Annotated in this window: 17 protein-coding genes; 6 read left to right on the top strand and 11 right to left on the bottom strand. The window is 67.0% G+C overall.

What is annotated here, in order from left to right:
* Positions 1 to 4 precede the first annotated feature (4 nt).
* Together AC06E9_RS09080 and AC06E9_RS09075 are read left to right on the top strand one after the other, a co-directional pair.
* The gene (locus AC06E9_RS09080) at positions 5 to 496 is read left to right on the top strand and encodes a hypothetical protein (protein ID WP_121042439.1); all 492 of its coding nucleotides are present in this window, start codon (positions 5 to 7) and stop codon (positions 494 to 496) included.
* Between the two features lie 14 nt (positions 497 to 510).
* Entirely contained in the window at positions 511 to 786 is a 276-nt protein-coding gene (locus tag AC06E9_RS09075) for a DUF4031 domain-containing protein (RefSeq protein WP_121042437.1), read from the top strand.
* A gap of 42 nt (positions 787 to 828) precedes the next feature.
* Here the strand turns inward: AC06E9_RS09075 and AC06E9_RS09070 are convergent, their stop codons facing one another.
* Complete coding sequence (locus tag AC06E9_RS09070) at positions 829 to 1,371, bottom strand: DUF6630 family protein (RefSeq protein ID WP_121042435.1); 543 nt, start codon at positions 1,369 to 1,371, stop codon at positions 829 to 831.
* Between the two features lie 136 nt (positions 1,372 to 1,507).
* On the opposite strand from AC06E9_RS09070, the gene AC06E9_RS09065 reads away from it, so the two are divergent.
* A complete protein-coding gene (locus tag AC06E9_RS09065; RefSeq protein ID WP_088432755.1) occupies positions 1,508 to 1,759 on the top strand; it encodes a DUF3297 family protein in 252 nt (83 codons plus the stop codon).
* Positions 1,760 to 1,878: 119 nt separating this feature from the next.
* Here AC06E9_RS09065 and AC06E9_RS09060 read toward each other — a convergent pair whose 3' ends face one another.
* Together AC06E9_RS09060 and AC06E9_RS09055 are read right to left on the bottom strand one after the other, a co-directional pair.
* Complete coding sequence (locus AC06E9_RS09060) at positions 1,879 to 3,522, bottom strand: Na+/H+ antiporter (protein WP_121042433.1); 1,644 nt, start codon at positions 3,520 to 3,522, stop codon at positions 1,879 to 1,881.
* 131 nt (positions 3,523 to 3,653) lie between these two features.
* On the bottom strand, positions 3,654 to 4,463 hold the full coding sequence (locus AC06E9_RS09055) for a dioxygenase family protein (RefSeq protein ID WP_478055945.1): 810 nt from the start codon (positions 4,461 to 4,463) through the stop codon (positions 3,654 to 3,656).
* Positions 4,464 to 4,562: 99 nt separating this feature from the next.
* Between AC06E9_RS09055 and AC06E9_RS09050 the strand changes: the two genes are divergently transcribed.
* A complete protein-coding gene (locus tag AC06E9_RS09050; RefSeq protein ID WP_121042429.1) occupies positions 4,563 to 5,447 on the top strand; it encodes a LysR family transcriptional regulator in 885 nt (294 codons plus the stop codon).
* Between the two features lie 32 nt (positions 5,448 to 5,479).
* Here the strand turns inward: AC06E9_RS09050 and AC06E9_RS09045 are convergent, their stop codons facing one another.
* Complete coding sequence (locus AC06E9_RS09045) at positions 5,480 to 8,428, bottom strand: bifunctional diguanylate cyclase/phosphodiesterase (RefSeq protein ID WP_478055944.1); 2,949 nt, start codon at positions 8,426 to 8,428, stop codon at positions 5,480 to 5,482.
* Positions 8,429 to 8,733: 305 nt separating this feature from the next.
* Here AC06E9_RS09045 and AC06E9_RS09040 point away from each other — a divergent pair, with 305 nt between their 5' ends.
* Positions 8,734 to 10,854 carry a M13 family metallopeptidase gene (locus AC06E9_RS09040; protein ID WP_478055943.1) on the top strand — a complete coding sequence of 707 codons (2,121 nt, stop codon included), beginning with the start codon at positions 8,734 to 8,736 and terminating at the stop codon, positions 10,852 to 10,854.
* Between the two features lie 992 nt (positions 10,855 to 11,846).
* Here AC06E9_RS09040 and AC06E9_RS09035 read toward each other — a convergent pair.
* Complete coding sequence (locus AC06E9_RS09035; protein WP_478055942.1) at positions 11,847 to 12,764, bottom strand: oxygenase MpaB family protein; 918 nt, start codon at positions 12,762 to 12,764, stop codon at positions 11,847 to 11,849.
* 318 nt (positions 12,765 to 13,082) lie between these two features.
* Here AC06E9_RS09035 and AC06E9_RS09030 point away from each other — a divergent pair, with 318 nt between their 5' ends.
* On the top strand, positions 13,083 to 13,697 hold the full coding sequence (locus tag AC06E9_RS09030; protein ID WP_183073795.1) for a hypothetical protein: 615 nt from the start codon (positions 13,083 to 13,085) through the stop codon (positions 13,695 to 13,697).
* 39 nt (positions 13,698 to 13,736) lie between these two features.
* On the opposite strand, the gene AC06E9_RS09025 is transcribed toward AC06E9_RS09030, so the two are convergent.
* The 6 genes from AC06E9_RS09025 to AC06E9_RS09000 form a co-directional block, all read right to left on the bottom strand.
* Positions 13,737 to 14,081, bottom strand: coding sequence for a hypothetical protein (locus AC06E9_RS09025; protein WP_152153013.1), 345 nt, complete (start codon positions 14,079 to 14,081; stop codon positions 13,737 to 13,739).
* Positions 14,082 to 14,110: 29 nt separating this feature from the next.
* Complete coding sequence (locus AC06E9_RS09020) at positions 14,111 to 14,884, bottom strand: LytR/AlgR family response regulator transcription factor (protein ID WP_313211749.1); 774 nt, start codon at positions 14,882 to 14,884, stop codon at positions 14,111 to 14,113.
* Positions 14,874 to 16,133 carry a sensor histidine kinase gene (locus tag AC06E9_RS09015; protein WP_121042413.1) on the bottom strand — a complete coding sequence of 420 codons (1,260 nt, stop codon included), beginning with the start codon at positions 16,131 to 16,133 and terminating at the stop codon, positions 14,874 to 14,876. Before AC06E9_RS09015 ends, AC06E9_RS09020 begins: the two co-directional genes overlap by 11 nt.
* Before the next feature lie 228 nt (positions 16,134 to 16,361).
* Positions 16,362 to 18,011, bottom strand: coding sequence for a M28 family metallopeptidase (locus AC06E9_RS09010; protein WP_152153011.1), 1,650 nt, complete (start codon positions 18,009 to 18,011; stop codon positions 16,362 to 16,364).
* Positions 18,012 to 18,101: 90 nt separating this feature from the next.
* Entirely contained in the window at positions 18,102 to 19,745 is a 1,644-nt protein-coding gene (locus AC06E9_RS09005) for a CsgG/HfaB family protein (protein ID WP_259261700.1), read from the bottom strand.
* Between the two features lie 16 nt (positions 19,746 to 19,761).
* Positions 19,762 to 20,430 (bottom strand): hypothetical protein, encoded by a 669-nt coding sequence (locus AC06E9_RS09000; RefSeq protein ID WP_121042407.1) that lies wholly within the window; start codon positions 20,428 to 20,430, stop codon positions 19,762 to 19,764.
* Positions 20,431 to 20,486 lie beyond the last annotated feature (56 nt).

The following is a 20,486-nucleotide window of genomic DNA, read 5'->3' as shown; positions in this document are numbered from 1 at the left end:
ACCCATGTCCAAGCAGTCCAAGGCCAAGCGCGACAAGCGCAAGAAGCAGCAGCCCAAGCGCCCGATCAACCGCCTCAACGCCCAGCAGCCGGTGCAGAACCATGCCGTGCTGACCAACGAAGAAGGCCAGGTCGTCGCTGCGATCGGCCTGCAGGGCACCGAGTGGCTGCTGGCCATCGGCGGCCAGACCATGGGCAACGCCGACAACCCGGTCCCGATGCTGGCCATGCTCAAGCACCTGTCCAACGTCCAGGAAAAGGAAGGCCGCAAGGTCAACCTGGAGTACTCGACCCAGCTGCAGCAGCTGATCGACGACCTGGCCGCTGACGAAGGCAAGACCGCCGACGAGTACCTGTCGCAGCTGGTCTCCGAGTTCGAAGGCGTGGAAGGCGAAGGTGACGACGAGGCCGAAGACGCCGAGATCGTGACCGACGCTGCTGCCGAAGCCGATGGCGAGCCGGCCCCGGCCGCCAGCGACGACAAGCCGCAGGCCTGAGCCACGGCGATCCGGTGACGGTCTATATCGACGATGCGGTACATCCCTGGCGCGGCGAGCGCTGGGCGCATCTGATGGCCGACACCCTGCCCGAGCTGCACGCCATGGCGGCGCAGCTCGGGATTCCGCGGCGGGCGTTCCAGAACCGCCGCAGCGGGGCGCATTACGACGTGCCCGCCCCCTTGCGCCTGCAGGCGATTGCCCTGGGCGCACAGGCCATTTCACGGCATACGGACCGTGCGCTGGTCAAAGCCGTGATCTCAAACGCGCGCGGCCAGTATCAGGCGTAGGTGCCGACCGTTGGTCGGCACACGCAGACCGCAATCGCGCCCTCAGAACGGATCGCTGCCCGGCCGCACTTCCACGCCCAGCAGCGAGCACAGCGCCAGCATCGCATCGTCATCGCGGTTCAGCGCCATCCACCCGGCCAGGGTGTCATTGCCGGTATCCACGCTCCACAGCGCGTAGTTGTGCTCGCGCAGGCGGTCATGGGCGGTGCCCATCAGCATCGGGGCATCCACCCCGGCGGCGAAATCCTCATCGTCCAGGTCGCCGCCCCAGTCGATCTGCAGGTTCCAGCGCGCGGACAGCTCGTTGACCGCCGACATCAGCGCATCGGCATCGCTGCGCTCCACCTCGAACCCGGACTGCCAGGCAATCGCCGCCATCATCGGCGGCAGCCAGTCGGCGTCCTCATCGATGCCTTCGCCGCTCTCCAGCAGCGCCTCGCGCCAGCGGTTGAACTGCTGCAGGGCCAGTTCTTCATCGCCCGGGTTGATCAGCACGAACAGATTCCAGATCCGCGCCTCGAAATCGTCCTCGTCGAAATCGCGTTCCTCTTCTTCGAAGTCGAAATAATCGCTGTTGTCGGGCATGGCCGGTATTCCTGGAGACAGGGGCGCATTCTGCCGTGCAAGGGCGTTGGCAGGAAGCGAAATTCGGCGCAGGGCCCGCTGCGGTTTATCCTGTACGGCAGAAGGCGGCCTTGGTGGTCGTCAGCATCCTGTGACCATGAGCGATACCCCTCCCGATCACCTGGCGATCAACCCGGCCAGCCCCTTCCACGATGCCGCTGCGCTGGAGCGCGGCGTGGGCATCCGTTTCAACGATGTCGAGCGCGACAACGTTGAAGAGTATTCGGTCAGCGAAGGCTGGATCCGCGTGCAGGCCGGCAAGGCCCGCGACCGCCGCGGCAACCCGATGACGATCAAGATCAAGGGCACCGTGGTGGCCTACTTCCTGGATCAGAAGCCGGACGCCTGATCCACGTGTGCCGGGGTAGAGCCACCCCATGGGTGGCTGCCCTTCGTCCCGGACGCGTGGGTTCCAGTGGGTCCGCGCAGCCACCCATGGGGTGGCTCCACCCGTGGCACGGTGCGGCCTCAATCGCGTTGCCGCGTCTCCAGCAGATCCAGATTGCGGATCAGCCTGCGCGAGATCTCATCGGAGATCTTGCCGCGCCGGGTCAGGCGGAACAGCTCTTCGCGCTCGGCGGTGAGCCCGGCGGTGCGCAGCTGGCGGTAGCCCTGCTCCATCCGCTTCACCTTGTCCGGATCGGCATCCGGCCCGGCGTCCTTCTCCAGGTTGCGCTGGTACAGCAGGCTCACCCGTGAGGCGGCGTCGTTGTAGAGCTGCACGTTCTCGGTGGTCTGGTTCTGCACCAGCTGCTGGCGCGTGCGCTCCACACCGGCCAGCGCGGCCTTGGCGGCGAGCTTGCGGGCAAGATCCTCTTCCTTGCGTTCGCCCGAATCGGCCGGCAGTTCCAGCCCTTTGAGCAGGCGGGGCAGCGCGATGCTGGCGCCGACCAGCGAGATCAGGATCACCGCCGCGGCCAGGAAGATCACCAGATCGCGCGCCGGGAAGGCACTGCCATCGGGCAGGAACAGCGGCAGCGTCAGCACGCCGGCCAGGGTGATCGCACCGCGCACACCCGCCACCGAGGTGGCCACCACGATCCGCCAGGACGTGCCCTGCCGCGCCTCGCCACGATGGCGCGCGCGCAACAGGCTCCAGCGCAGCGACAGCCACACCCAGGCCAGGCGCAGCAGTACCAGCGCCAGATTGATCACCACCACGTAGACCAGCAGCCACCACGCGCTGTGATGCCCGCTTTCGCTGACCGTCTTGATCGCGCGCTCCACGATGCCCGGCAGCTGCTCGCCGAGCAGCACGAACATGATGCCGTTGAAGCTGAACTGCAGCATGTTCCACACGGCCGTGCGCTGCACGCGCATGCTGCCGGACACGCGGCCGCTCAGTTCCACATAGCTCATCGTGATGCCCGCAGCGACCGCCGAGAGGATGCCCGAGGCGTTGAACTCTTCGGCCAGCAGGTAGGCCGCGAAGGGAATCAACAGGTTGACCAGCAGCGCCGCGCCCGGCTCCTCGCCGAAGCGCCGCCACAGCCAGCGCTGGAAGGTGGACACGCCCAGCGTCACCGCGACACCGATCGCCAGCCCGGCCACGGCCACCCACAGGAACGTCAGCGAGGCGGTCGCCAGCGAGAACGAGCCGGTCATCACCGCCGCCACCGCGAAGCGGAAGCAGACCAGGCCGGAGGCATCGTTGAGCAACGACTCGCCTTCCAGGATGTGCATCAGCCGTTTGGGGATCGGCGCGCGCGAGGCGATCGAACTGACCGCCACCGGGTCCGTCGGCGAGATGATCGCGGCCAGCGCGAACGCCACCGCCAGCGGCATCACCGGGATCATCCAATGGATCAGGAAGCCGGCCCCGATCACGGTGAACACCACCAACCCGAAGGCCAGCTCCAGGATCACGCCTTTATCGCGGAACAGGCCCTGCTTGGGGATGCGCCAGCCATCCAGGAACAGCAGCGGCGGCAGGAACAGCAGGAAGAACATCTCCGGCTCCAGCGCGTGGCCGCGGTTGAACACCCCGGCTATGACCGCGCCCAGCCCGATCTGCACCAGCGGCAGCGGCAGCGACAACGGCAATACGCGGACCAGGTAGCCGCTGGCGACCACCGCCACCAGCATCGCCAGGACGACTTCAATGGTATGCATGCATTTTCCAGTAAGCAGCGCGGGGGAGGCTGCAGGCAGCCGGCGCCGGAAACAGGAAAAAACGTACCACACGTGCGCCGCCACGCGAATGCGCGGGGCGCGCCAGGCTCAGTTCGCGGACAGCACGGCACTCATGCGGCGCGCTGCTGCGCGTCGGCGCCGTCGAAGCGATAGATGTCCATCGCCAGGAAGCCGGCATCAATCCCGGCATCGATACGCTGCGCGCCGAGCGCATCGCCACCGGCCGCGCCCATCGCGACGTGCAGCGGTTGCAGGTGCTCGTCGCTCGGGTGCGCCTGCACGGCGTACGGGGCCTGACGGCGATAGTCCAGCAAGGCGGCACTGTCATCGGCCTGCAGGCGCTGTTCCACCCACTCGATGAAGGGCCGCACATACGGCGCTTCCTTGCCGTCCGGGTAGCTGCGCCAATCGTGCAGGTTGTGGGTGATGCTGCCTGAGCCGATCAACAGCACGCCCTGCTCGCGCAGCGGTGCCAGCGCGCGGCCCAGTGCGAACTGATGGGCCGGCCCAAGCAACGGCTGGATCGCCAGCGGCACGACCGGGATCTCCGCCTGCGGGTACAGAAAGCGCAGCGGCACCCAGGCACCGTGGTCGAGACCGCGCTGCGGGTCGATCGCGGTCGGCAGGCCGGCCGCGGTCAGCCGCTGCGCGATCTCCTGCGCCAGCGCGGGGTCGCCCGGCGCCGGGTACTGCAGATCGAACAGCGCCTGCGGAAAACCGCCGAAATCATGGAGGGTCGGCGGCTGGGCATGCCCGCCCACCGCCGGCTGATGGGTCAGCCAGTGCGCCGAGGCCATCACGATCGCGCGCGGACGCGGCAGGCGCGCCGCCAGCGCCGCCAGGCGCTCGCCGACCAGACCGGGGTTGAGCGCGGTCATCGGCGAGCCGTGGGAGATATACAGGGAGGGCAAGCGGGACATCACGGACTCCAATAGCGCGACGACGGCCCTGAGCTTATTGCGCGCAGCCTTGCCAATAAATACGATGCATCGACGCTATTTATTTCGGAAATAGAAACAATGGACACTCTGGATGCCATGCGTGTGTTTGTCGCCGTGGTCGAGCGCAACGGCTTCAGTGCCGCCGCGCAGGCCCTGGACCTGTCCACCGCGGGAGTGACCCGGCAGATCGCCGCGCTGGAAAAACGCCTCTCGACCCGGCTGCTCAACCGTACAACCCGCCGCGTGAGCCCGACGAGCACGGGCGCGGCCTATTACGCCGAGTGCGTGCGGCTGCTGGCCGAGTTCGATGCGCTGGAGGCCGGCATCAGCGCGCAGGCCCTGGAGCCCTCGGGGCGGCTGCGCATCAACGCGCCGGTCAGCTATGGCATCGCCCGGTTGGGCCCGCTGCTGGCCGGCTACCGCGCGCGCTACCCGCAGGTGGAGCTGGACCTGTCGCTGTCCGACCGCCTGGTGGACATGGTCGAAGAAGGCTACGACGTGGCGATCCGCATCACCCGCCAGCCCAGCCCGGCACTGATCGCCCGCAAGCTGGCCGACGCGCAGATCAGCCTGTGCGCGGCGCCGGCATATCTGGACGCGCATGGCCGGCCGCAGCAACCCGAAGATCTCGCCGCGCACGAGTGCCTGCAGTACAGCTACTGGGGCGGCGGGGATGCGTGGCAGCTGCAGGGGCCACGCGGGGAGGTCTCCGTGCCGGTACGTGGCGGTGTGCGTGCCAACAACGGCGATGTGCTGCGCGAGGCCGCGATCGCCGGGATGGGCATCATCGTGCAGCCGGATTTCCTGGTCGCCGACGCGCTCGCCGACGGGCGGCTGGAGCGCGTCCTGCCGGAGTGGACGGTGCCGGGCATCGGCATCCATGCGGTATACACCAGCCGCAGCCATCTGGCGCCGAAGGTGCGCAGCTTCATCGACTACCTGGTGGAAGCTCTGGGCGGATGATGCGTGGCGGCGGCCGGGCAACGCCCGGCGCACTACGCCTCCACCGCCTCCAACTGCGCGATGACGTTGGCCAGCGGCATCGGGCGGCCGAGCAGATAGCCCTGCACCTGGTCACAGCCGTGCGCAGCCAGCCACTGGTGCTGCCCGGGGGTCTCCACGCCTTCGGCGATGATGGTCAGGCCCATGCTGTGCCCCAGTGACAGCAGTGCACGGCAGATCGAGGCATTACGCGGATTGGTTTCCACGTCGGCCACGAAGCTGCGGTCGATCTTGAGGATGTCCAGTGGCAGGTGCTGCAGGTAGGACATATTGGAATAGCCGGTACCGAAGTCGTCCAGCGAGATGCAGATGCCCTGCTCGTGCAGCCGCTGCATGGTCTGCTTGGCCTGGCCGGGTTTGCGCATCAGGCTGCTCTCGGTCAGCTCGACCTGCAGCGCACCGCGGGCCAGCCCGTATTCCTGGCTGGCGCGGGTGAACTCGGCCACCAGGTCGCTGTTGAAGAACTGCACCGCCGAGACATTCACCGCGATCGGCAGGTCCCAGCCGGCATCGACCAGTTGCCGCTGTGCCTGCGCGGCGGCGCGGATCACCCAGCGGCCCAGCGCCAGGATCAGGCCGGTGTCTTCGCACAGCTGGATGAACTCACCCGGTGGAATGAAACTGCCGTCGGCCTGCGGCCAGCGCAGCAGGGCTTCCAGCGCGGCTGGACTGCTGTCGCCTGCGTGGCAGATCGGCTGGTAATACAGCTCGAACTCGGTGTCGATCGCGCTGTGGATGCGCCCGGCCAGGCGCAGGCGTTCGGACAAGCGCGAACTCACCGTGGCGTCATACCAGGCGATCACGTTGCCTTCGTCGCGCGCCGCATGCGCGGCCTGCGCGGCCATGCCGATCACCTGCTCGGCGGTGCTGATGTCGGCGTCGGCCTTGACCGCCACGCCAATGCGCGGCTCGAACTGATGCAGCCAGTCCTGCCCGCGCACCGGCTCTGAGACGGTCTGCACCAGCGTATCCAGCGCAGTCTGGTGTTGATGGTCGTCGCGGATGGCGAAGATGAAATCCTCGGCCGGCTGGAAGGCCAGCAGCCCATAGCGCACGCCGAGCCCGCCCAGGCGCTTGGCCATCGCCTGCAGCACTACGTCGCCGACCTCCCGGCCGAGCGTATCGGCGACCAGCTGCAGGCCACGGAACTGCACGTAGGCAATGGTGTACGCCCCGCCCTCCTCGTCCAGCTGCGCGGCCAGCGCACGCGTATTGAGCAGGCCGGTCGCCGGGTTGTGGGTGGCGTGATACGCCAGATCGCGCTCGTAGGCCAACCGCTCGCTGACATCCTCGGCCAGCACCAGGCAGGCCTGGCGCCCGTCGAAATCCAGCCGGGCCAGATGCGCGCGGACCTCGAACACGGTGCCGTCCTTGCGCTGGTGCAGGCGCACCTGCGCATCCTGCACGTCGCCGATGCGGGCCTGTGCAATCGCCCCGCGGATCTCCTCCCAGCCTTCGCGCGGGCGGATATCCAGGATGCTCATCGCCAGGAATTCATCGCGGCTGTAGCCGTACTGGCGCACCGCCGCTTCGTTGACTTCCAGGAAGCGCAGCGTGTCCGGATCGAACACCCAGAACGGCGCCGGGTTGCGGTCGAACAGCAGCCGGAACTGCCGCTCGGCCTGCTGCACCCTGGCCAGCGCATCGACCCGCTCGCTGACATCGGTCAATGCACCGATCATGCGGCGCTCACGGTCCACCACCGCCACCCGCTGGCCACGCGCGGACACCCAGCGGATCGCGCCCCCCGGCAACACCAGGCGGAACATTTCATCGAGCACGCCGCTGCCGGCAAACGCGGCGTCGAAGGCCTGCTGCATGCGTACGGTATCTTCGTGGTGCACGCGTGCGAAGAAATCGGCGACCGGCAGGCTCTCGATGTCGATGCCGAAAATCTCGCGCGCCAGCGGTGACCAGCGCAGCAGGCAGGCATCCTCATCCACGTACCAGGTGCAGACCTTGCCGACCTGGTGCGCCATGCGCAGTTCGGCATGGCCGGTGCGCAGCTCCTCGCTCAGCGTGTCCTGATCGCGGGTGGCACGGCGCAGGCTCACATACACCGCGCCGAACAGCGCCCAGTACAGCAGGTAGACGCCGATCGAGGCCTGCACATACGGCCACCATGCTGCCAGCACATCGCGCCGGCCCAACCCGGCGTAGACCGCCAGCGGGTACTGCGCCAGCGTGCTGAGGCTGGAAATCCGCTCGATGCCATCGACCGCGCTGATCTCGGTCCCCAGTGGGGTCAACGCGTCCCGGCGCAGCAGCTCGCGCTTGGCCAGGCCGAAACGACGCCCCACCACCCCGGCCGGGTCCGGACTGCGCGCCAGCACATAGCCATGCGGGTCGGTGATGGAGATCACGCCGGCATCGCCGGTGTCCATACCGCCGATGATCGACTGCAGTTCGGCCGTGCGCAGCCGCGCCAGCAGCCAGCGGTCGCCGCCCATGGGCAGCGCCAGCGGCAGGATCCACTGCGCGGCATCCAGCGCTTGGGGCGGGCCGAGGAACACCTGGCTGCCGTGGCCGCGGTTGTCATCCACCGCCCATAACGGCAGCTGCAGGTCGCCACTGCCACTGGTCAGGGCGCGCCCGTACTGGTCGACCACCACGATGCTGTGCAGTTCTGCATGCCGCTGCAGGGCGCCGGCGATGCTGGCATCGAGCAGATCGGGAGCCTGCGCCGGCACGCGCTGGAACAGCAGCGCACCATCCCGGGAAATGCCCTGCATCACCCGCTCCAGATTGCGCAGCTCCAGCCGCAGCAGGCGCTGGGCGCCGGTCGCCAGCGCCGAACTCTGGCGCTGCGCGGCTTCCTGTCGGCGCTGGCCATCATTGACCAGTGTCGCCACCAGCCCGCCAGCCAGCAGCGCGCCCAGGGAAACCCCCAGCCACACGAACGTCCGCAGTGGCCGCGCCAGGGCACGGTTCAACGCGGGCATCGCAACCCTTTTCCCGAACGACAGGCTGACTTCATCTGTACACGCTTCCTGGTTTCCCCAAACCTGAGCGGCCGCTGCCCGGGATTCTTGACGCCATGATCGTCACGCGGGCGCCGACGGGCGCGCGCGGAATCCGTGCCGTACCAGCATGCACGAGCACGCGCAGGACGGGAAGCACCGCAATAGGCCGTTCACCTCGGTGAATCCGGGGACGGGCAGATCCGGTACCCGATGCCGCCGAAGCCGGCATAACCGTGCGCCCGGGACAGGATTAGACTTGGATGTTTCCGTTGCAGAGAAGCTCAATGTCCAAGCTGCGCCGCCCCACCCTGATGCTCGCCATTGCCGCCAGCCTGTCGCTGAGCCTGGCCGCCTGTGACCGCCAGGCGACTGCGCCGGCCGCGGCCGCGCCCGACGCCGCTCCGGCCGAACCGGCCGCGCCCAAGCCGCAGCTCGGCAGTTTCGGCTTCGACGCCGCCGGCATGGACCGCAGCATCGCCGCCGGCGATGACTTCTTCGGCTTCGCCAACGGCACCTGGGTCAAGAACACCGAGATCCCGGCCGACCGTTCCAGCTACGGCAGCTTCAACGTCATTTCCGAAAAGACCCTGGCCGACACCCGCGCGATCCTCGAAGGCGCCGCGGCCGATACCACGGCCGAGGGCGAGACCAAGCTGATCGGCGATTACTACGCCGCCTTCATGGACGAGACCGGCATCGAGTCACGCGGTGCCGCCCCGGTCAAGCCAGCGCTGGACGCCATCGCGGGCATCGGCGACAAGGCCGCGCTGGCCACCGCGCTGGGCGGCACCCTGCGCGCCGATGTGGACCTGCTCAACGCCACCAACTTCTACACCGACCGCCTGTTCGGCGTGTGGGTCTCGGTGGATCTGCTGCAGCCGGACCGCACCGCGCCCTACCTGGTGCAGGGCGGCCTGGGCCTGCCGGACCGCGACTTCTACCTGCAGGGCGGCCGCATGGCCGAGATCCGCAAGCAGTACCAGGCGTATATCGCCCAGGTGCTGCAGCTGGCCGGCGTCGCCGATCCGGCGGCCAAGGCGCAGCGCATCCTCGCGCTGGAGACCAAGATCGCCCAGGCCCACGCCACCCAGGAAGACACCAACGACGTCGCCAAGGGCGCCAACGCCTGGAAGCAGGCCGACCTGAGCGCCAAGGCGCCGGGGATGGACTGGAGCGCCTTCCTGGCCTCGGCCGGCCTGGACGCCCAGCAGGACTTCATCGTGTGGCAGCCCAAGGCCGTGGCCGGCATTTCGCGCCTGGTCGCGACCGAGCCGCTGGAAGTCTGGAAGGACTACCTCGCCTTCCATGCTTTGGACCGCGCCGCCCCGTACCTGCCCAAGTCGTTCGCCGATGCGCGCTTCGCCTTCCACGGCACCACGCTCAACGGCACCCCGCAGCAGAGCGAGCGCTGGAAGCGTGCGGTGGATGACAGCAACCATGCCGTCGGTGAAGCGATCGGCAAGCTGTACGTCGAGCGTCATTTCGACCCGGCCACCAAGGCCCGTGCGGACGAGATGGCCAAGAACATCATTGCCGCCTTCGCCAAGCGCATCGATGCGCTGGCGTGGATGTCGCCGCAGACCAAGGCGCGTGCCAAGGCCAAGGTCGATGGCCTGACGGTGGGCATGGGCTACCCGGACAAGTGGCGCGATTACACGGGCCTGGAGATCAAGCGCGATGACGCGCTGGGCAATGCCGAGCGTGCAGAGCTGTTCGAGTACCGCCGCAACATCGCCAAGCTGGGCAAGCCGGTGGACCACAGCGAGTGGGCGATGCTGCCGCAGACCATCAATGCGATGAACGTGCCGCTGGAAAACCGCCTGGTGTTCCCCGCCGCGATCCTGCAGCCGCCGTTCTTCGACGGTGCGGCCGATGATGCGGTGAACTACGGTGCGATCGGTGCCGTGATCGGCCATGAGATCAGCCACGGCTTCGACAACGCCGGTGCGCTGTTCGATGAGACGGGCAAGCTGCAGAACTGGTGGACGGCGGAAGATCTGAAGAAGTTCAACGCGGCCGGGGATGCGCTGGCGGCGCAGTTCAGCAGCTACAGTCCGTTTCCGGGGGTGTCGGTGAATGGTCGTTTGACGCTGGGCGAGAACATTGCGGACGTGGCGGGTCTGTCGACGGCCTACGACGCGTATCAGTTGTCGTTGCAGGGCAAGCCGGGCCAGACGCTGGAGGGATTCACGCCGGATCAGCGGTTCTTCCTGGGCTTTGCGCAGGCGTGGCGCAGCAAGGCGCGCGAGCAGGCGTTGCGTAATTCGCTGTTGACCAATGTGCATGCGCCGGGGCAGTTCCGTGCGTTGACGGTGCGCAATCTGGATGCGTGGTATCCGGCCTTCGAGGTGAAGGAAGGCCAGAGGCTGTATCTGGCGCCGGAGAAGCGGGTCAAGGTGTGGTGAGGCTTTTCATCGCGCTTTGCTGAGATGAAAGAACGGGCGCTTCGGCGCCCGTTTTTTTTGCTGTAGAGCTACAGAGCTACGGAGCTGCAGAGCTGCAGAGCTGCAGAGCTGCAGAGCTGGAGCAGAGCCACGGCTGGGGTTTGCGTTTGCGCTGGTTTGGGCGGGCATGGGTGGGGTGTCGGGACCCGCTGCAAGTCCCGCTCCGCGGCCCGGCCCAGCCGCTGGCGGCTGTGCGTTCAGTCGCATGCGAGGCAGTGCCTCGCAAGCAATGCGCCTTCACCCAAATAAGCTCGTATGCCGCCATCCATGGCGGCATACGGTCCCGCCACCCCACCCATGCCCACCTTCTGACAGTGGGCTGGTGCGCGCGGGGAAAAGCTGGCGCTGGCTCCGCAGCTGCGACAGTGAGTACATTTGTTTTGCTACCCAGATTCGTTCTGTAGTTTTGCTGCTCGGCTTCGTCGAGCAACACAGCGCCGCTTTGCTGCTCCGCTTTGCTCCTCCGGGCTTCCGCACTTCTGCACTTCTGCACTTCTGTGCTGCTTCGCTGTTTAGCTGTTCAGCTGTTCAGCTGTTCAGCTGTTCAGCTGTTCAGCTGTTAGCCGTGTAGCCGTGTAGCCGTGTAGCCGTTTAGCTCTTTAGCTGCCCAGCATCGTCACTCTGATCCACTGGTTGGCACTGCTACTCAGTCTGCTGCTTAGCCCTACTTCTCCGCGTTTGTGCAGCGCTGCTACTCCGCGTTGCCGCGTGGTGCTGTTCGCTGGCTTTTGACCTCAGCATGGCCACCAGCCAATTGTCAGGGGGCGGGCATGGGTGGGGTGGCGGCATACGAGCTTACTTGGGTGAAGGCGCATTGCTTGCGAGGCACTGCCTCGCATGCGACTGAACGCACAGCCGCCAGCGGCTGGGCCGGGCCGCGGAGCGGGACTTGCAGCGAGTCCCGGAAGCCTGCACGTGCCCGACCCAACCAGCGGACACAGGCGCCTGCCGCTTCAAGGCCAATCAGCAAGCACCCCAGCCGACACGCCCATCCGCGTGCATGCCCGCGTCGCCAGGCCATCCTGCAGGGCACGTCGGAACAAAGGCGCCATGCCTCTCAACATCACCGTAGAGGCACGCGACTGCGCACGCTGCATCGGCGTGCGTGGCAGCATCGACGTCGCCCAGTCCGGCAACAGCGCCGCGCCCGCACCGAGGAACAGCTCGCGCGACAACCCCGCCATCGGTACCGGCAAGCGGATGCCGGACAACACCGCCAGTACTTCTTGCGAACGGGCATCGAACACCAGCCCGGATTGCTGGCGCGCGAAGTACGCGTCGACCTCCGCTTCCGAGGCGGGTACATCGGTGGCGCCGAGCGCCTCGGCCACGCGCTTGTACTCGCGGTAATACCGGTCGGCGACCGCCGTGGGCACGTCGCGGCAATAGCGTCGGCAGCCCTGCAGGAAGCCGTAGGCTTCGGTGACGTGCACCCAGGTGAGCAGCGCCGGATCGTCGGCGGAATACGCGCGGCCGTCGGCGGTGTGCCCGCGTACCTGTGCATGGATGCGGGTCACCTTGGCGATCAGCGCCTCCACTTCCGCGCTCGGTGCGTACGTGGTGCCGGCGACGAACGCGGTGGTGCGGCGCAGGCGGCCCACCAGGTCATCGCGGAAGTTCGAGTGGTCGTACACCCCGGCCAGTGCCAATGGATGCAGGGTCTGCAGCATCAGGGCACACAGGCCGCCGGCGAGCATGCCGGGAAACTCGGAGTGCACGCGCCAGGTGATGCTGTCCGGGCCGAACCAGCCGGGATCGCCCAGCGGATGGTCGTAATCGATCCCGCTCTGGCCGCGGGGGAAGGCGCCCAGCACCCAGCGGCGGATCGGGGCGGTGGCAGGGCGGGCAAGCGAACGCAGCAGGGAAGACATCAACAGTACCGAGGGCGGAGCGGACCGGCGTTTCGCGCGGATGCGTCAATTCTGCGTGATACCGCCGGGGCTGGCGAGGGCACGGTGGCGCTGGGCCTGCGCATTGTGCAACTGCAGCATGAGAACCGGCGTCCGCGGCCTATTTACCCGGTGATTTACGTGCCGCAGTGCGCAAATCCGCTGCGAGTTTGCCCATTCAGGCAGGAATGACGCCGGATCTTTGCGCTTTGCCCATTGCCAAGCGCCGTGAAAGTGCTAGAACTGGACGTGCCACAACGTCGTCCAATGCGCTGCCGCACGTTCCAGAAGGAGCTCGTCATGATCGCTTTGTTCAAAGGTTTGGGTTTGCTGTTGCAGGACAACGAGCTGTACAGCAGCCCGTTCGAAAAACAGGTCGCGCATTGGCGTAACAAGAGTGAACAGCAGATCCGCGAAGAAGTCGCGGTGCTCGCCAAGGCCAAGGGCCAATGGCTGATGGCCTCGATCGTCGGGTGGCAGGCGTCCTCGCTGCTGATCCTGGGCCTGATCAGCAACTACCTGTGGAAGGATGACTTCCATATCACCTTCACCCGCGTGGTGATCGTGTTCGGGTCATGGGTCTCGATCCTGTTCGTGATCTGGTTCATGGCCAACATGTTCGATCACACCGCCGGCTTCGAGCGCTGGATGAAGGCCTTCAACAGCCGCGCCCGGATCACCTCCGATGCCGATACGGTGGAATGCGTGGCCGAAGCGCTGGACATGGCCCATCACTATCCGGAAGTCCTGGATTACAAGCAGGCCGTGAGCGCCAAGCGCGAGCTGCGCCACGAGGACATCCGCATCATGCGCGAGATCGGCCGGATGAAGCAGCACACCGAACTGGTCGGGCAGCTCAACCACGTCGGCGAGCAGCCCAACGGTACCAACCTGCATCTGCAACCGGCGTTCTGACCCTACTGAAACGCGGGGGGAGCCACGATGCCACCGTGATCACTCACGGTGGCATTGTTCTTTCTGGACCGCGCTGACGCAGTGCCGGAAGCCGGCCGGCAGCCCGGCCATCTGCTCGGTCTTGCCGACCGCCACTGCCAACCGGTGCAGAGGCGGATAGGGGCAGTCGGTGTCCTTCCCGCAGCGCGCGTCCAGCACCAGGTAATGGCAGTGGCCGCTGCTGCTGGCGATGCAATCGAAGTTGGCCACCCCGTTGTCGACCGTGGTCTTGCTGTACAGCGTATCCACGCCATTGGCGCGGATGCGGGTGACGGAGGTGTTGCTCGATTGCTGGCAGGCAGCCAGCACCAGCACGCAGAGACTGACGAGAACGGCGATACGCATGGCAGGCTCCAGACGAAAGAAAAGGCGCGTTACATCCCGCGGAACAGACTCATGAAGGGCTGGCTGACATTGAGCACTTCGGCGCGGTGCTTCAAGCGCAGCTGGCCGCGGCCGGTGTCATCGCGGGTGACCGCGGCGACGGCTTTCATGTTGACGATGGTGGAGCGGTGGATCTGGCGGAACCGTTGCGGATCGAGCGCATCGAGCAGTTCGCGCAGTGAGGTACGCAGCAGGCTTTCGCCCTGCTCGGTGACCACGGTGGTGTATTTGCTGTCGGCACGGAAGTAGATCACGTCTTCGAGCATGATCAGCTGGGTGTCGCGCCCGTTGCTGGCGGTGATCCAGGCCAACGGCGGCGCGCTTGAGGCCGCGGCGGGCTGCTGGCCCAGGCGCTGCAGCAGCTGCTCGAGCATCCCGCTGTCCGGTCGGCCCAGCTGCATGCGGGCCAGGATCCGCTCGCGCGTGGCGAGCAGACGCTCATCGCTGACCGGCTTGAGCAGGTAGTCGATCGCGCCTTGTTCGAAGGCATCGATCGCATACTGGTCGTAAGCGGTGACGAACACCACCTGGGTGCGCGGGCTGATCTCGGGCAGCGCGCGGGCCACCTCGATGCCGGTGATGCCCGGCATGCGGATGTCGAGCAGGGCCAGGTCCGGCTTCAGCTCGGCCAAGCGCTCCAGCGCACTGGCGCCATCCTCGCATTCGGCCACCAGCCGCAGCTCGGGCCATAGCCGCTGCAGCTGGGCGACCAGCGACTGGCGCAGCAGGTCTTCGTCTTCGGCAATGAGTGCATCAAGCTGCATGGATCGCCTCCCGGGCATCGCGCGGCAGGGTGATCGTTGCCGCCACGCCGCTGGGGAAATTGGACACGATGGCCACGCCGGCGCGCTCACCGCAGGTCAGGCGCAGGCGCTCGCGCAGGTTCTTCAGGCCGATCCCGGTACCGCTGGTGCCCTGCCCGAAGCCGAGGCCGTCATCGGCCACGGTGAGGGTGACATGGTCCTCGAAGGCGCGCGCGATGATCCACACCGTGCCACCACCGGGCTTGGGTTCCAGCCCGTGTTTGATCGCATTCTCCACCAGGGTCTGCAGCGCCATCGACGGCAGCGGCAGGCTGGTCAGCGCCGGCGGCACATCCACCTGCAGGGCCAGGCGTGCACCCATGCGGATCTTGAGGATTTCCAGGTAGGCCTGGGTGCGCTCCAGCTCCACGCCCAGGGTGGACATCGATTCGTCCACGCTGGGCAGCGAACTGCGCAGGTACTGGATCAGGTGCCCGAGCATCTGATCCGCGCGCGGTGGATCGGTGCGAGTCAGCACCTGCGCGTTGGCCAGGGTGTTGTAGAGGAAGTGCGGCTCGACCTGGGCATGCAGCAGGTTGAGTTTGGCCACCGAGAGTTCCTTCTCGGTTGCGGTCTGCTCGGCGGCGGCCTGCTCATCGCGGCGCTGCTCGGCCACCCGACGGGTGATCGCACGGCCGACCGCTTCGGCGTTCTCATGGTTGCTGCCTTCGTCGACGGCGAGCAGATCGGCCCAGACCCCGGCATCGGGCTCGAACAGCAGCGTCACGCTGCTGGTGCCCTGCCCCGGCGTGACCGTGGCGAGCACGCTGTTGCGCTTGATCGCCAGCCGCGCAGGCAGGTTCCAGCGTGACGGTGGGCGGCCGTTGTAGGGATCCACGCGGCGTACGTAGGCACGGACCTGCAGGCTGCCCGGAGCGCTTTCGATGTCTTCCACCCGCGGCAGCTCGGCGATGGCGGCTTCGACCAAGGCGAAGGCGGGGCCCGCATCCATTGGGACCTCGATCTGGCGCCGCTGGCGGCTGGACAGGGTGGCCGCGTCCAGGCGCCCGGCCGCATGCTGGACCCGGCGAATATGGGCGATGCAGCTGCCCAGGGCCGTCACCATCACGAACAGGGCCAACAAGCCGAACACCCAGCCGGGGCCTTCGTCCATGCCATGGAAGAAGCCACTCCAGACAAACCCCGCCACCACGATGGCGGCGGCCCAGGCCAACAGAATGCGGAAGATCAGGGAGAGGCTGGCGAACACGGCGGCGTCATCACATAGGGAGTGAGGCGAGCATAGCCCTGCCGCCACGGGGAACAAGCGGCATGCGACGAAGGCGGCGTTTGGGGGATTGAAGCCGGCCGGTGGCCGGTGGTCGTGCCGGCCGCTGGTCGGCTGCGTTGTTTCCCGGCCGTGCTGCTGGGGAGGCCGGCCAGCGGCCGGCTCCCACATTTCCGATCATTCAAGCGAGGAGCCGGCCAGCGGCCGGCACTACTTCCGCTCGGCGGCGCTGGCGTCACGCGGGGCGCGGAACTGGGAGTCTTCGCTCCAGTTCGGCCAGGCGCGCGAGTTGGCCAGCTGGTTGCCCAGCGTGTACAGCACTTCCAGATCGCGCGAGGCACCGGCGAAGGTCCAGTCCGGCTGCCATTCGTCACCCTGCTGGTGATAGCGCTTGGCGGTGTAGTCATCCGACGCCGCCTTGCCCGCGGCGACGCCGCCTTCCACCCAATCCTGGCCCGCCGAGTACGACACCGCCGGCACGCCGCGCTTGGCGAACGGGAAGTGATCGGAGCGGAAGAACAGGCCGGCTTCCGGCTTCGGATCGGGGGTGTAGCGGATGTCCCAGCCCTTGGCGACGTCCTTGAGCTGGTCCAGCAGTTCCAGCTTGGCCGAGCCGTAGATGCCGAAATCACGCGACGGGCTGAAGGGCGCCATGCCATCCATGTTGATCAGCGCCACGGTCTTGCCGAGCGGATACAGCGGGTGGCTGGCGTAGTACTCCGAGCCGAGCAGGCCCTTTTCCTCGGCGGTGACGGCCAGGAACAGCACCGAACGCTCCGGACGCTTGGCCTTGGCGAAGCCGCGCGCCAGCTCGACCAGCGAGGCGGTGCCGCTGGCGTTGTCCAGCGCACCGTTGAAGATGGTGTCGCCGTTGGCGTCGGGCTTGCCCACGCCGATGTGATCCCAGTGCGCGCTGTAGATCACGGTCTCGTCGGGATGCTTGCTGCCTTCCAGGCGCGCGGCCACGTTGTGCGAGGTGATCACCTCGGTCTTGACCGCGTACTTGGCCGAGAAGGTCTCGCCCTTCAGCTCGACCGGCTTGAAGTCGCGGGTCTGCGCCTGCTTCTTCAGCGCCTCGAAATCCAGGCCCGAGCGCTTGAACAGTTCCACCGCCAGATCGCGCTGGATCCAGCCTTCCAGCAGCGGATGCGCTTCGGCCGGGTTGTCGCGGACCACGTCGAACATGGTGTTGGTGTTGGAGCCGGCCACGGTGGCCCAGCCATACGAGGCCGGTGCGGTCTCGTGCACGATCAGCACACCCAGGGCGCCCTGGCGCGCGCCTTCTTCGTACTTGTAGGTCCAACGGCCGTAGTAGGTCATGCCCTTGCCGTCGAAATCGCCCTGCCCGGTTTCGAAGTCCGGGTCGTTGATCAGCACGACCGCGATCTTGCCCTTCAGGTCCACGCCCTTGAAGTCGTCCCAGTTGCGCTCGCCGGCTTTGACGCCGTAGCCCAGGAAGACCAGCGGCGCGTTCTTGATGTCCACCTCGCTGGCACCGTTCATGGCGGCACGCACGGCGATTTCCTTGCCCTGGCTCAGCGTCTGCGGCGTGCCCTTGCTGCTCAGCGACAGGCTCGGGGTGCCGACGATATCGCCCTTGAGCAGCGGCACGGCCTGTGTCCACAGGCGCTTGCCGTCCTTGAGGTCGCCGCCCGGCTGCAGGCCGGCCGCGGCGAACTGCTTGCTCAGGAAGGCGATGGTCTTTTCTTCACCGGCCGTGGCCGGCGAGCGGCCTTCGTAGGCATCGGAGGCCAGCTCCTTGACGTCGGCGGAGATCCGCGCGCCGTCGAATTTGGGCGTCGCCGCCATCAGGGCGCCAGACACCGACAGGGCCAGCACGCTCAGTACTACTCGCTTCATCGCTCTCTCCACAACGGGACCAAACCTGGACCCCGAGTGTAGGCGATGCCGCGGCTGGACAGGCGCCGGGCCAAGGCCCGGCGCCATCGTTTACCAGTTCGGATCTTCTGCCGGCTTGGCCGCCGCGGCAGGCTTGGCGGCACGGACCGGTGCCTTGCCGCTACCCGACGGCGCCGCAGCGGTCGTGGCTGGCTTCACCGCACCCAATTGCTTGCGCAGTTCAATGGCACCCGGGCGGAAGCCTGCGCCGCCGAGATCCGCACCTTCTTCCAGCGTCCCGTACGAGGTCTGCGCGGCAACGCGATCAATGCGGATCGTGCAGCACGGGGTCTCATTGCGCCCCAGCGAGCGGCCGGTCTGCGGGTCCTTCAGGGCCTCGCCCAGCATCACCGCCTGCCAGCGCTGGCCGACCTGCAGCGCGTCGCCGCCCTGGCTCAGCACCACCTGGTCACCGCTCAACGATACGACCGAGACCGGGAAGATCTCGGTGATGATCGCGGTCCCGATCTGGCCGGACAGCGAATCCATCATCGTCGCGGCCATGCCTTTGCCGTCCACCACACGCGGCAGCGTGCTCGGCCCGGTCGAGGCCAACTGGTGGTCGAAACTGTCGGACATCACCACTTCACCGGTGGCCGCGTTTATCAGCCGCAACGTGATGCGACCGCCGCCGGAGTACGAGCTCACCTGGCGATCGGACATGCGCAGCTGACGCACGCTGCGCGGGTACTCGAAACGCTCGATGCTCGGAATCAGGATCAGATCCGTCGCCAGCTGCTGGCCCAGGCGTGCGGTGTCCTGCAGGCGCACGTTGCCGCTGTTGATGTGATCGATCTCGGCCTGCATTTCATCGCCGAACTCACGATCGAGCACGATGAAACGCTTGGTCTGGGTCAGCGTGTCGGACAGGCGTGCACGGATGGCACGCGCCACCTCTTCGCTGCTTACCCGGCCATCGCCGACGGCATAGCTACCCGACCGGACGTGCGGCAGGGCGACGACGATCTTCGGCCGGCCCTGCTCGTCCGGTGCGCGGTACTTGGCGATGTCGGCACGGATGCGGACCTTCCAGTAGCTGCGCATGGTGCGATGGCTGACGTCGGACTCGTACGAACTCGCCCCCCGCTTGGCATCGACCTTCGCGCTTTCCTTGTAGCTTTGCTTGACGCTGGCCGAAGCCGAACCGCCTTGTCCGCTCGCGTCGGCCTGCGCCTGTGCCGAGCCACTGGCCGACGCCGAGGCGGCGTACGTGAAGCCGGCATCGCTGGCCCGCACGCGTTCAATCACTTCCTCATCAATCTGACGGATTTCCTCCTGCGAGAGGATCTCGTAGCCCAGCACGGCTCCCTGCGACGCCGCGATCGCCTGCTGGGCGAAGGCATTGGCCTGGAGGCTGCCGACGTGGTGACCGTCGACATCGACATCCAGACCGGCGCGGAGCGTCTGCATCTGGCTGGCGACACGGACGCCGTTGACCTGCGCCACGGCCGACTGCAGCGCAGCCAGTACAGCCAGTTCCGGCGTGCTGCCGATACCGTCGGCTTCCCGCGCGACCTGGGTGGTGCCGCCGAAATCAGGCGTACCGCGCAACGGCTCGGTGTCGGCATTCGCAGCCGAAAGCACCTTGGATTCAGTCTTGCTGGCAACCTCGTCCACCGGCGCCTCCTGCTTGCCGCACGCGGCAAGCAGGGTAGCGGCGATGGCCAGGCTCAGCAGTCGGGTAGAAATCTGCATGCGTGGCCGTCCCGGATCAGTTCAGGCCGTCGAGCATCGCATCTGCATTGCCCGGCACCTTGATCTTGCTGGCGCGGGCGAACGTCATCGCCGACTTGGAGGTGTCGTACAGGCCCTTGAGGTAGCCCGGGGATTCCTTGGCGACCCACGCACCGGCGACCAGCTTGCGGCCCAGCGTGGCCATCTGCGCCGCGCCGAGGTTCTTCATGCCACCGGCGAAGTTGCTGGCTTCGCCACTCAGCTTCTGGCCTTCAGCCGCCGAGGCGATCAGCGAGACCAGGCCTTCGGTGTAGTACTGCTTGGATTCGGCGCTGAGTTCCGGCTGCGCGGCAACGCGCTCATCGATCGCCGCTTGGGCGGCTTCGCTGACAGACACGGACTTCTTCATTTTGCTCACGTCCACCGCACCGGACGACAGCGCCTGACGCTCGGCTTCCAGCAGCTGCACCTGCTCGGCCAGACCGAAGGCCTTGGCGAAGGAGGTCTGCGCGGCCAGCGAATGCGACTGCGACGCGACAAAACGGCGCACCAGTGCGTCCTGCGCGGCTTCGTCCGGGGCGCCGGCGGCGCTGGCTTCGGTGGCGGTCGCGCCGCCGACCAGACCCTTGAGCTTGCTCAACTGAGCATGCGCGGGCGCGGCGAAGGAGGCAGCGACGGCGAGTGCGATGACGGTAGTACGGATCATGGGATGGGTCCTGTGTGAGGGAAGAACGCCCGTGCAGGCATGGGCGAAAAAAACGA

Source organism: Stenotrophomonas sp. Steno-Z10-BAI (assembly GCF_056393115.1).
The sequence above is the reverse complement of the archived record's forward strand: the minus strand, read 5'-3'. Positions and strand labels throughout refer to the sequence as shown.